This is a genomic window from Mycobacterium intermedium, assembly GCF_002086275.1.
Lineage (GTDB): Bacteria > Actinomycetota > Actinomycetes > Mycobacteriales > Mycobacteriaceae > Mycobacterium > Mycobacterium intermedium.
Genome location: NZ_MVHT01000130.1, coordinates 1 through 12,177 on the forward strand (window position 1 = coordinate 1; position 12,177 = coordinate 12,177).

Consider the following 12,177-nt stretch of genomic DNA (forward strand, 5'->3'; position numbering starts at 1 on the left):
TCCAATTATTCCTTGCAGGACAGGCACTTTCGCATATCTACACCCCGAAACTCACAACGTTTCACGAAAAATCCGGGCGAGGCCGTCAAAGACCGATCTGAACGTCCAGCAGACGGGGATGTCGAAACAGTGTTTTTCCCAATAGAAATAGCTTCGGATGGGTCGGAAGAAGTCGTCGAGATTCGAGATCTCCTCGTTGATGTTCTCGGTGACCCGTTTCATGTCCTCCATGGTGACCACCGTCTGGTGCATCTCATCCGACATGCTCTGGAACAGCACGATCAGTCGATCCAGCACCTCGACGGTGTGCGCTTGGATCTCTGCCTGGCTGTCGGTGTTGGCATTCTGCGCCATGTTGAACGGGAGCTGTTGACCGTTGCCGCTGCCTTGCGTGGTGAACAGGTAAGGGAGGCTGGCGTGTTCAAGGGCTCGGCCCAGTGGTCGGGTGATGCTCTGCACCATTGCGACCCCGGGGAGTCGGATGAGTGCCTTGGCCACCCGGTCCAACGTGATGAAGTCGGCCGAGTTTCGCATGTCGTGGTCGGACTCGACCATCAGCATCTCGGAGAACAGCTTGCTCTTGGAGAAGTGCCGATCCGCCGCGGCGAAGCCTTGGTTGGCCGGAGCGTCGGGCGGTTGATATTGGCGGTCGTCGTAGTTCACCTGAAACGACGGCACGAAGATCGCCCCGATCATGACGATGGCGGAACTGGCGGCAAGGATTGGCACCGGCCACCGCACCACGCTCGCACCGATCCGCCGGTAAAGACGCGCCTTGGCCGCGCTTCTGGGGTCGAACATCCCGAACAGGCTGCCTACGGTCAGGATGGCCGGGCCCAGCGTCAGGGCCGCTGCGATGGTCAACAACATGCCGATCGCGACGGCCGGCCCCATGGTGTGGAAGTAATTGAGTCGGGCGAAGCTCAGGCAGTAACCCGCGCCCGCGATGGTCAGCCCCGAGCCGATGATGATGGGCGTAACCCCTTGGTACGCAGTGTAAAAGGCGTCTTCTCTGCTTTCGCCCGCCCGTCGTGCCTCGTGATAGCGGCCCATCAGGAAGATGCCGTAGTCCGTGCCCGCACCAAGGGTCAGCGCCACGACTATGTTGACCGCGAACGACGAGAGTTCGATGTACCCGAAATGTCCCAGGGTGGCGACAACGCCTTTCGCAACCAGCATTTCGATGAGAACACCGGCCAACGGCACCAGCAGGGTGCTGACGGAGCGGTACACCAGTAACAGCATCACAATGATGAGGATGATCGTGACGATGGTGATGTTGTTCAGGCTGGAATTGGCGATGGACACGGTGTCCGACGCCAGCGGAGCGGCGCCGCTGACGTAGACCTTGAGTCCGGGCGGCGGGGTGTCGTTCGCGACGATTTTCCGGACGGCGTCGACGGACTCGTTCGCTTGCATCTGACCGATATCGCCGGCCAGTCGCAGCAGCACATACGTAGCCTTGCCGTCGACGCTCTGAGCTCCCGCCGAGGTTATCGGTTTGCCCCACAAGTCCATGACGTACTGCACGTGCGCGGTGTCCCGCTTCAACCGAAGCATCAGGTCGTCGTAATAGTGGTGGTCCTGATCGCCCAGCGGCCGGTTGGCCTCGAATACGACCATGGTCAAGCTGGTGGAGGTGGACTCCTGGAACTTCTCGCCGATCCGCAGCATGGCCCGTTGCGACGGCGCGTAGTGCGGCACCATCGGCCCGGCGAGTTCCTCCGCTACGCGCTCCACCTGGGGCACGAAGGTGTTGGTCGTCACGGCCAGCAGTGCCCAAAAGACGATGATCGGAATCGCCAGGGCGCGAACGGTTCTCGCGATGACAGGTCGGTTGGGCGACTGGTGTGCGCTCATGCGGACTTCACCCTGCACTGGACGTCCGCGTCCTGGTGGCTATCCGTATGTTCGTCGCGGACAACGCCATTCACCAACATGCGACAGCCGATCTGGCCGCCGTGTACCTGCGCCGAGATGCTGCCCGACACCACGGTGAGTGTGGTTGTCTCGGTGTGCGACCACGGCAGAGCCGTGATGTCGACTTTGTGCGGGTGGCCGTCGATGTCGATGTAGGTGAGCAGCCCGCCCTGGCCGGCAGAGCCGAACAGCTCATAAGTGAGGGTCTTGGGGGTGGTCTGCTCCGGTGCCTGTTGGGGGTTGACGGTGATGACCGGCGGCGGCTCGGACATCTGGTGGACCTTCCACATGCACAGCGCCCCCACACCGAGCGCAATCACGGTGACCAACGGCATCCATGCCCGCGCCAGAACGGTTCTACCAATCGAACGATGGCTCATCAGTTCGCCGCCTTCCGCAGACGTCTTTTCAACCGCACGTGGCTGAGCATGCGAAGGGCGAGGTTGGTCGAGGTCAGCATGGGTATCACGCCCAGAAACGTCCGCTCGGAGGGCGTCGCGCCGTGGAGATGCTCGAGGCTGCCGAAGACGTAGAAGCACCCAAGCATGAAGATCATCCCGGGGATGGAAAGTGCCAAGGGGGAGCAACGGTCGGCCACGACTTGCCGCGCGTAGTACAGCTCGTCTTCCGTCATGGGTTCGCGTTTACGTATTTTGCGGACCACATCTCTGGCGCTGCCCAACGCTTCACCGACCGGGGTCGATTCCCGCTTACGTAATCGAGTTACATATGCACTTGCTACAACCGCCGAAACCAGCATCAGCGCGAGGGAGATCACGGTTAATAGGCCGTACAGGCTAGAAATCACATCCGGCTCCTCCCGATCATTACCGGATTAGTGAACACTAGCGTCTGTTATTGATATTCCTCAACCGCTGGCGTAATCCGGGACCGGGAGCGCACTGCGCAGAGTCCGGAGGAGGGGGCTAGCTGGCGGGCTAGCCGGCGCCGGCCGCGATCACCTGGTCCACCTCGGCGGCCCGCTCGGCCATCTCGGCGTGTGCCTTGTCCAAGGCTTCGGCCTGGTCCTCATCGGCCTTCATCAGCGACTCGATGTCGGAGCCGGCCATGTCGAGGACACCCATGTCCGAGAAAGCCTTTTGCACCTTGTCGCCCCACAGTCCGACGTCCTTGACGATCGGCACGATGCGGCTGAACAGGTGCGAGCGGAACTGAATCATCAGTGGCGACGTGTCGAGCCAACTGGCGCACGCGTCTACGTCGAGGCCGAGGGTCTCGAAAACTTCCTCGCCGCGGAACCGGTCACGCATCAGGTAACACGCGTCGACGACGAATTCCTCGCGCTCGTTTCGCTCGGCTTCGGTCAGCGCCGAGTAGTAGTCCTTCAGCGAGATTCGGCCGAATGCGACGTGCCGTGCCTCGTCTTGCATGACGTAGGCCAGCAACTGCTTGGACAGTGAGTCTTTCGGAGTCATGTCACGCAGCACGCCAAAGGCGGCCAGTGCCAGCCCCTCGATGAGGACCTGCATGCCGAGGTAGGGCATGTCCCAGCGGGAGTCGCGCAAGGTGTCGTCCAACAGCGCGGTCAGGTGCTTGTTGATCGGGTAGACCAGGCCGACCTTCTCCTGCAAGAACCGCGAGAACGCCTCGACGTGCCGTGCCTCGTCCATGGTCTGGGTGGCCGCGTAGAACTTCGCGTCCAGGTCCGGGACGACCTCGACGATCTTGGCCGCACACACCATCGCCCCCTGCTCGCCGTGCAGGAACTGGGAGAACTGCCACGCCTGAAAGTGCAGGCGCATCTGGTCGCGAAGCGACTTGTCTGCTGCCTCCCACGTTGGGCTGCCGAAAAGCGGATGGAACTCGTCGGGCAGACCGACCGGGTTCAACGGGTCTACCTCTTGCGTCCAGTCGATGCGCGACTGGGCGTCCCACTGCTTGTCCTTTCCCTTTTGATACAAGGAAAGGAGTCGGGCGCGGCCCTCGTCGTACTCCCACGTAAAGCGCGAATCGCCTGCGCAGGGAACCTCCCACGAGTACGGCTCGGGTACGTCTGTGTACTTGTCTTTCGTCGTCATGAGCTGCCGCCTCCCTGCTCAGTGACTGGTGGTCATATGACGCGTATCACATTGCGCCGTGCAAGGCGCTGTCGTCAACCCCGAAATCGACCACGTTCCCGACCAGATCGAGTACCGCCTTACTCAATCGACTCTCGGCGTGCGGGTTCACGCTGATTGCGTGTCCGAGGCCCTCAACGAGCGTGAGCTAGCGCTCCGCAAACTTCCGCTGCCGTATTCACTGGCGTTGCGGCTGCGTGATGCCGGCGTGGCGCGCGAAGTGATCTGCGAATACGTCGGCGTCGAGAACGATTCCCTCGACGGCGTCTATCGCATCGCCGAGGCCAAACTCATTGCCCTGCAACAAAACGAATGAGGAGTCCAATGTCTTGCCCAGACCCGGCGGCTGCGTCGTCCGACGTGGGACGCAATTAGGGCCAGATCGCCGCGTACCGGGCTACGCTAACCGCGTGCGTCTGACGTGGCCCCTGATCGGCCGGTCGCAAGAAATGGCGGTCATCGAATCCGCCGTTTCTGACGCGGGCGCGGCCGGAATCATCGTGTGGGGCGCCACCGGCGTCGGCAAGAGTCGAGTCGCGCGGGAGGCACTCGCGGCATCCGCCGCCGGCGGATCTGTCATCCGATGGGCAGTCGGGAGCGCGTCGGCGCGGTCGCTTCCCTTGGGGGCGTTTGCGCCCTGGGTGAGCCCGCCAGATCCCGCGAACAGTCAGCTCGTGCAACTCGTCCGCGACGTGATCGAGTCGCTGACCGCTGCGGCGCCGCGCACTTCGGTGGTAGTCGCCGTCGATGATGCGCACTTGCTGGATGACTTGTCGGCCTTCGTTCTGCACCAGATCGTCGCGCGGCGCGCGGCGAAAGTGCTGCTGACCATTCGCAGCGGCGAACCGATTCCTGTTGCGGTACAAGATGTGTGGCGCAACGGCGCCTTCGAACGTCTGGACTTGCAACCACTTTCGGCCGATGAAACCGCCGCCCTGTTGTCGGCGACGTTGGGCGGCCTGGTGGATCCAACCGCCGTCCAGCTGCTGTGGAAGCTCACGCGGGGCAACGCGCTGTATCTACGAAACATCGTGGAGCAAGAAGTGTTCGACGGCCGGCTGGCTCGACGCCATGGTTACTGGCAGTGGACCGGTGAACCGGTGGTGCCGGCCAATCTGGCGGAACTGATCGAGTCACGAATGGGCACCCTGCCCGGAGCGATCGGCGAGGTCGTGGATGCGCTCGCGGTGGGCGAGCCGATCGAACTGGAGATGCTGTCGCGGATCGCCGACCCCGAGGCGATCGAGGACGCCGATGTGCGCGGCTTGATCGCGCTAGAGAAGGTCGACGGCGGTGTGGAAGTCCGACTTGCTCACCCGCTGTACGGCGAACTGCGGCGGAAGCGGGTTGCAGCCACCAGACTGCGCAGACTGCGAGGTCGGGTCGCTGCTGAACTCGCCGAATCCGCCGACCGCGACGAAGTGCGAACGGTAGTCCGGCGCGCGGTATTGAGCGTCGATTCCGACCTCACACCCGACGCTGAACTGCTGCTGAAGGCCGCCGAAGGTGCCATGTTCTTGGCGGACGCCCCGTTGGCCGATCGACTGGCCGATGCGGCAATTCGGGCGGGCGGGGGGTTTGCGGCCTACAACGTCCGCGCGTTCGCACTGGCGTGGCAGGGACGCGGCGCAGCGGCCGACGACCTTCTCGCCGCAACGCCGACCGAGGGACTGACCGATGAAGACCAGGTGTATCTGCTCGGTCATCGCGGGTTCGGCAAGCTATGGGGACTTGCCGATCCCGACGGCGCGAAGAAGATGTTCGACGAAGCCGCGCGAATTGCGACGGCGCGTACTGGCGGCTGGACCGACGCGTATATGACCACGTATTGGGCGTCGATGGCCAAGCCGGAAAAGGCGATGGAGTTCGGTAGGGGCTTGGACCTTGCGAAACTGCCCCCGATCGTGAGCTCGGCGGCGACGTGGGGACTGGTTGTGGCACATGGTGATGCCGGCCGCATCGCCGAGGCGGACCGTGTTGCCGACGCCGGCGATGCGTATGCGGTTCGAAAGGGGACTGCGGCCCACATGAGGCTCCTCATCGTCGACCGGCATGTTGGGGCACTGCTGCAGTGCGGTCGGCTGGGTGACGCACGTGCGATGGCGGAGCAGGCCCGGAGACAGACCGCCGACGTCCCCGGCGTCGCCCAACTGCTGAGCACCGCGATTTGGGGTCGCGCCGCGGCCGGATCGGGCCGGCTCGGTGAAGCAAGGTCACTATTGGCGACCGTCGCCGAGCTTTTTACCGGCGACTCCAACGGATTTCGGTACCGGTACCTGATTCCGCTCACCACCGCGCTGGCCATGTCCGGGTTGACCGAAGAAGCATCGACCGCGCTGAGCGCCGTCGACGCAGAACCACATCGGAGTTATGGATTCGTCGAATATGAGCGCGAACTGGCGCGCGCGTGGGTGGCCGCGTGCCACGGTGCGGTCAGCGAAGCAATCAACATTGCGGCTGCTGCTGCCGAAAAGACTCGGCTCAACGGCCAATTCGCGGCTGAAGTGGTGTGCTTGCAGACCACAACGCAGTTCGGCGACGGCTCGTTCGCGGATCGCCTGGGCGAACTCACGAAGGTGGTGGAGGGTCCGCGGGTAGGCGCTGCCGCTTGCTTCGCTAGGGCTTTGGCAGCCGGCTCCGGCGACGAGTTGGCCTCGGTATCCGAGGAATTCGAGAAGATGGGCGATCTGGTCGCCGCGCTAGATGCGGCTGCCCTTGCGGCGATAGCCTTCCGCCGCAAGGACTTACGGGGTTCGGCGTTAGGCTGCTCGACACGGGCAGACGCGCTGGCCGAGCGCTGCGGCGGAGCATCCACGCCCGCGCTGCGTCAGGCCAGTACGCGTCTTCCGTTTACCTCGCGTGAGCAAGAGATCGTGGCGTTGTTGAGCGAAGGCTTGTCCAGCCGCGCGGTAGCCGAGCGCCTAACGTTGTCCGTTCGTACGGTCGAGGGGCACATCTACCGGGCCATGGCGAAAACCGGTGTCTCGAGCCGCGAGGAACTCGCTTCGCTGCTGCGTAAATAGGGCTCGGTTACCGTCCTCGGCTCGCATCAAGCGCCTACTTGTTCGCTTTCTGACGGCATGGACGTCGGCTCGGTGACGGCGGTGTCTGGGCGAGTGCTGCGGACAGCGCGGCGGTAGACCACCGCTCGGCCGCCGCGGCTCGGCGACGTTGTCACGCTGCGCATGGAATTTCGCTCGGACTTGGCGTCGGTGGGTGCGAATGTGAAGTGGCGCAGCAACGTTCGCAACGTGACCACCATTTCCATGTTGGCAAACGCCGCACCCACGCAGCGATTGATGCCGCCGCCATACGGAATCCACAATGAGCCATCCGGAGGATTGCCCACGAACCGGTCCGGTTCAAATCGCTCGGCGTCCGGGTAGTTCTGTTCAGAGTTGTGGGCAAGCACCATGCTTACCGCGATCAGAGTGTTTTCCGGAATCACATACGGGCCCAGCCGAACCCGCTTCAAAGTGAACCGCTCGATGCCTTCGATGACTGGACGTGTGCGCTGCACCTCCCACACCGTGGCCTGCAGCAATTCCGATCCCCCGGTGTCGACTTCGGCGACCAGGCGCTCAAGAAGTTCGGGGTGGCGGCGCAATCTCTCCACCGCCCATGCCAGGGAGGTCGCCGTCGTTTCGTGGCCGGCGGCGAGCAAGGTGAGCAACTCGTCGGCGATATGAGAGTTGGAAATCGGCTGACCATCCGTGTAGCGCGCGGCGACCAGCAACGACAGCACATCGCGGCGATCGGCCGAATGCGGGTCCTGTCGCGACTTAGCGATCAACGACTCGATGACCTCGTCATAACGGCGGCGATAGCGGCCGTATTGTCCACCGGGACTCCACGGCCCGACATCACGGCGCAAGCGGGGTGGTAGCGCCGCCATGATCGAAGTTCTAACCACCATAGGGGGCAACAACGCCCGAAGTTCCTCGAGTTCGTCTCCGTCGGCACCGAACACGGCGCGCAAAATTATGTTCAACGTAATGCGCCGCATCGACTCCAGGGTGGGGAACTCACGACCTTCGGGCCAGTGGGCGGTCTTGCGCAGTACCTCTTCCTCGACGATGGATTCATAACCGCTGACTCGCCTGCCGTTAATTGCCGGCATGAGCAGCTTGCGGCGCTGGCGATGCGGGGCACCGTGGAGGCTGAACGTCGATCCGGGCCCCAACGCCGAACCCAGGGTCGAAGGTCTCATCATCAGGTCGCTGCGCGTGGCGTTGATGTCTTTGATCAGCTGCGGGTCGCTGACCACGACGAGCGTGCCCACCACCGGCACCTTCACCGCGAAGGCGCCTCCATAGCGGTGACCCATTGCTCGTACCGCCGCGTTGCGGGCCAACAAGACCCCTGCGGCGACGAGCCATTTTGGAACCGGTGCAATCGGTGGCAACAGCACCGGGTCGGCCGTGGTTTCCAACCCGCTCCTTCCAGGCCCCCGGTGCGTGAATTTGCAGGGCATCAAAATACGGGAAAGCTTTCGGTCGCGCAACAAGACGGTTTGCGCCACGAGAGCATCCCCAACTTCGGCGTTGCCTGCGTTGCTGGCCGGCCGCGTTCCAACGACTTCAGCCGGTGTTGGCGAAAACGGTGGTACGCGCTGCCCGGACATGACAAACTTTGCGGCACTGATGCGCGGGAAGGTTCCGATTTTTGGGATTGGGGCGGGGGCATGAGCTTCGTAGGCGTTCAGCCGGATTTGCTGGCAGCGGTCGTAACCGATCTGGTGGAGCTCAGGACGGCGGTCGGCTCGGCTAACACCACCGCCGCGACGCAGATCACCAGCTTGGTGGCGGCGGCCGAAGATGAGGTCTCGGCGGCCATAGCGGCGTTGTTCAGCGGCCACGGTCAGGCGTATCTCAAGGCCGTTTCTGCGGCCTCGGCATTTCACGAGGCGTTCGAGCGAGCGCTGACGAACTCGTGGCTTGCTTATAGCGAGACCGAGCTCGCCAACGCCGCGGCGGTACAGCTGGAATCGATCGCAGCGCCCGTCCGGTCACTGCTGGGGGGCGCCTCTGGCGGGCTGGCTGGGATTGGCGCCGCCGCCGCGAACCCCGTGGCGCTGATCATGGGCGGCAGCGGCATGCCAAACCCGACGCAGTCTTATATCGACTTGGTCCGGCGATACATCGCCTTCCCGTACACCAGCGCGCTCGGCGTCTTCACCCCTGAGAGTTTGTATCCGCTCACCGGCTACAACACCATGACCCTCAGGGAGTCCGTCGCTCAAGGGGTGGCCCTGCTGGACGCCGCGATCAAAGCGGAAATCGCGGCCGGCAACGACGTCACCGTGTTGGGCTATTCGCAAAGCGCCATCATCTCTTCGCTCGAGATGAACTTGCTTGCCTCCCAGGGCAATCCGTACCAGGACCAGATCACTTTCACCCTGATGGGCAGTCCGATGAACCCGAACGGCGGCCTGATGGCGCGGTTCGCCGGCCTGAGCCTGCCGAGCATCGGCTTTGATTTTTACGGCGCCACGCCGGCGAGCACGCCGTATCAGACCAACATCTTCTGGGCGCAATACGACGGGTACGCCGACTTCCCGCGGTATCCGCTCAACTTCGTGTCCAACCTCAACGCCATGGCGGGCATCTTGTTCGTCCACGGGGCCATGGGTGCCGTCGACCCGTTCAACCTGCCGCCCGGCCTGGAACTGGTCAGCATGCCGACGTCGTCGGCCAACGTGGCGACCAACTACTACATGATCACCTACCCGGGTCTGGGTCTGCCGCTGTTGGTGCCGCTGCGTGCCATTCCCTTCATCGGCAACCCGCTGGCGGATCTGGTGCAACCAACCCTCACCTATCTGGTCAACTGGGGCTACGGCGATCCCCACTTCGGCTACAACCCGGGGTATGCCGACGTGCCGACCGGGTTCGGGCTGCTGCCGGAGGTCAACCCGCTGGTCTTCGCCGCCGACCTGGTTTCCACGGCGGGACAGGGGGTCGGCGCGTTCCTGGGTCACTTTGGTGTCGACGCCTCGGCGCTCGGGGGGCTCGCGGGCCCGGCGAGCGCGCTGGCGTCGGTCACGGGATCCCCGGTCATGCCAACCACCCTGGGGAGCCCGAGCGCGGTCACGCTGTTCCCTGGCACGGAGCAGAGCGCGGCCGGCGGCCGGGTCCAAATGCTGTCCCCGATGGCGGATTTGGCGGCCGCGGCGTTCCTCTCGGTCCCGCAGTACGACATCGGATTGTTCGCCGACGGGGTGCAGCAATTCTTCGCCGGCGATCCGATGGGACTAGTCAACGCGATCGGCCGCCCGATTGCCGCAACCAACGGCTTGTGGACCTTCCTGGGAACGTGGGCGATCGCAACATTCCTGTCCGAACTCTGATCGCTGCCGCGGGGGCCTCACCATTCACCGGCGCTGAGCCCTACCCGCCAGGGTGGTTCCCTCCGGATCGCGAACTGGATCGCAACGATCTCGCCCAGATCCGCGCAGCATCGCGCGTCCGGAAGACGGTCGGCGATAAGACGCGCGCTGGCTACCCGCCACCCAGGATGGCGGCCAACGCAGCCTCGACGACGTACACGGTGATGGCGGTTGCTGGATATACGATCGGCCATAGGAGTATGGCCAGCGCATTATTGGCGGCTGTGCCTAACTGGTCCCACGCGAGGTTGGGGAATGAACCAAACGAGTCAATAAAATTGCCTGTCGAGGTAGCGAGACCACTCAGGCTGTACTCGAAGAACTCGGAGAGGCTGATGACTCTAGGCGTTATCGCTGCGGCCGACGCGGACTCGGTGCTGGAATAAGAGGCTGCGGCGGCATTGATGTTGTGGGTGAATTGTTCATGGAAGGTCGACGCGTTCTGCATCATCGCCTGAAAGTCGAGAGCGTGGGTCGACATGAGGTTGGCGATGGCCGCCGATATCTCGTCGGCGGCGGCGGGCACCACCGAAGTCGTCCGGGCAGCCGCCACCAGACGGGCGGCGCTGACGTCAGACTCGATGGTCGCCAAATCTGAAGCCGCCGTTGTCATCCACGCAGGGTCCGCGACCACATACGCCATTTCCGCCACTCCTCATTCGAACGGGTTGCCGTTAACGGTAATGGCTTGGTCGGTGTTTGTACGCGTAGTCCGCCACCTGACCCTGATTCAGGCGAGAACATTTCGGCGATTATCTAGCCGACTAAAGTCGTTGGGCCGAGACGAAGCATTTTCGGTGTCACCATTTTCGGTTCGCTATGAGGACGAGAGTCTCTTCGAGCGTCCCGATCCGCCCCGAACTCACCCCGATGCAAGGTAAGCGTTGCCGGCTACGGCAATCCGTTCTTCCCGTCCTCGCCGAGCAGCGTGCCGCCGATGCCACCGGCGCCTGCGGTTCCCGTGGTGCTGCCAGTCCCGCCGTTGCCGCCGTTGCCGCCGTTCTCGATCAGCACCGCATTCCCGCCGGCGCCACCATTACCACCCTTGCCGGCGCCATCCGGGCTGTTCTGTCCGCCAGCGCCGCCGTTCCCGCCGTCACCGATCTGTGCTGCCTTGCCCCCGTTGCCGCCATTGCCTCCAGCGACGGCCCCAAATCCGCCGGCGCCGCCGTCGCCGCCATCGCCGGAGAACATGCCGGCGTTGCCGCCGACCCCGCCGAGACCCCCGGTGGAGGTGCCCGCGCCGCCAACCCCTCCAGCGCCGCCGGCTCCCGAGAACATGCCGGCGTTACCGCCGGCGCCACCCTTACCCCCGTTAGGGCCGAACCCGCCAGTGCCGCCGATGCCCCCGGAGCCAAACAGCCCTCCGCCGCCACCGGCGCCGCCGACACCGCCGGTCGTCCCGCCGCCGCCACCGGCGCCTCCCGCGCCGCCGGTGTTACCGAACAGCCCGGCGGCACCGCCACCGCCGCCCGCGCCCGCGGTGTTTCCGCGCCCACCAACCCCACCGGCGCCGCCGGACCCGAACAGTCCGCCGGACCCGCCGGCGCCCCCGTCGCCGCCCGCCACGCCGAAGCCGCCGGCCCCACCGGAGCCACCGTCGCTGAACAATCCGCCGGCTCCTCCGACGCCGCCGGCACCGCCTTTGGTCACGCCGAATCCGCCGTCCCCGCCGACACCGCCGGCGCTGAACAACCCACCGGCTCCGCCGGCGCCACCGTCACCCCCAACGGTCGAGCCTGGGCCGCCGATGCCGCCGTTTCCGGCGGCAGCGCCCAACAGTCCGGCGGC

General features: G+C 64.4%; 9 protein-coding genes and 1 pseudogene. 3 read left to right on the plus strand and 7 right to left on the minus strand.

Going from position 1 to position 12,177, the window contains the following annotated elements; translation table 11 throughout:
* Positions 1–69: 69 nt before the first annotated feature.
* The 4 genes and pseudogenes from BST27_RS28020 to BST27_RS28035 form a co-directional block, all read right to left on the minus strand.
* Positions 70–1,860 (minus strand): annotated as a pseudogene (locus tag BST27_RS28020) (MMPL family transporter); the annotation flags it as partial.
* On the minus strand, positions 1,857–2,300 hold the full coding sequence (locus BST27_RS28025; protein ID WP_079220211.1) for an MmpS family transport accessory protein: 444 nt from the start codon (positions 2,298–2,300) through the stop codon (positions 1,857–1,859). The gene BST27_RS28025 and the pseudogene BST27_RS28020, both read right to left, overlap by 4 nt.
* Positions 2,300–2,728: a hypothetical protein gene (locus tag BST27_RS28030; protein ID WP_069422205.1), complete on the minus strand. Its 429-nt coding sequence runs from the start codon at positions 2,726–2,728 to the stop codon at positions 2,300–2,302. Before BST27_RS28030 ends, BST27_RS28025 begins: the two co-directional genes overlap by 1 nt.
* Positions 2,729–2,858: 130 nt before the next feature.
* The gene (locus BST27_RS28035) at positions 2,859–3,959 is read right to left on the minus strand and encodes a ferritin-like domain-containing protein (protein WP_069422204.1); all 1,101 of its coding nucleotides are present in this window, start codon (positions 3,957–3,959) and stop codon (positions 2,859–2,861) included.
* A gap of 160 nt (positions 3,960–4,119) precedes the next feature.
* Here BST27_RS28035 and BST27_RS28040 point away from each other — a divergent pair, with 160 nt between their 5' ends.
* Both BST27_RS28040 and BST27_RS28045 read left to right on the plus strand, forming a co-directional pair.
* A complete protein-coding gene (locus tag BST27_RS28040) occupies positions 4,120–4,314 on the plus strand; it encodes a hypothetical protein (protein ID WP_069422219.1) in 195 nt (64 codons plus the stop codon).
* A gap of 94 nt (positions 4,315–4,408) precedes the next feature.
* Positions 4,409–7,021, plus strand: coding sequence for a LuxR C-terminal-related transcriptional regulator (locus BST27_RS28045; protein WP_069422203.1), 2,613 nt, complete (start codon positions 4,409–4,411; stop codon positions 7,019–7,021).
* A 26-nt stretch (positions 7,022–7,047) separates the two neighbouring features.
* Here the strand turns inward: BST27_RS28045 and BST27_RS28050 are convergent, their stop codons facing one another.
* Positions 7,048–8,430 (minus strand): cytochrome P450, encoded by a 1,383-nt coding sequence (locus BST27_RS28050; protein ID WP_232007447.1) that lies wholly within the window; start codon positions 8,428–8,430, stop codon positions 7,048–7,050.
* A 252-nt stretch (positions 8,431–8,682) separates the two neighbouring features.
* Here BST27_RS28050 and BST27_RS28055 point away from each other — a divergent pair, with 252 nt between their 5' ends.
* On the plus strand, positions 8,683–10,347 hold the full coding sequence (locus BST27_RS28055) for a PE family protein (protein WP_069422202.1): 1,665 nt from the start codon (positions 8,683–8,685) through the stop codon (positions 10,345–10,347).
* Between the two features lie 151 nt (positions 10,348–10,498).
* On the opposite strand, the gene BST27_RS28060 is transcribed toward BST27_RS28055, so the two are convergent.
* Positions 10,499–11,029: a PE family protein gene (locus BST27_RS28060; protein ID WP_069422201.1), complete on the minus strand. Its 531-nt coding sequence runs from the start codon at positions 11,027–11,029 to the stop codon at positions 10,499–10,501.
* A 248-nt stretch (positions 11,030–11,277) separates the two neighbouring features.
* Positions 11,278–12,177, minus strand: a 900-nt coding sequence (locus BST27_RS32690; protein WP_170062380.1) for a hypothetical protein, incomplete at its 5' end; no start/stop codon positions are given.

Excerpts from the sequence above, each read along its gene's own strand:
- BST27_RS28025 (WP_079220211.1), bottom strand. The coding sequence starts at position 2,300 with ATGAGCCATCGTTCGATTGGTAGAACCGTTCTGGCGCGGGCATGGATG.
- BST27_RS28035 (WP_069422204.1), bottom strand. The coding sequence starts at position 3,959 with ATGACGACGAAAGACAAGTACACAGACGTACCCGAGCCGTACTCGTGG.
- BST27_RS28055 (WP_069422202.1), top strand. The coding sequence starts at position 8,683 with ATGAGCTTCGTAGGCGTTCAGCCGGATTTGCTGGCAGCGGTCGTAACC.
- BST27_RS28060 (WP_069422201.1), bottom strand. The coding sequence starts at position 11,029 with ATGGCGTATGTGGTCGCGGACCCTGCGTGGATGACAACGGCGGCTTCA.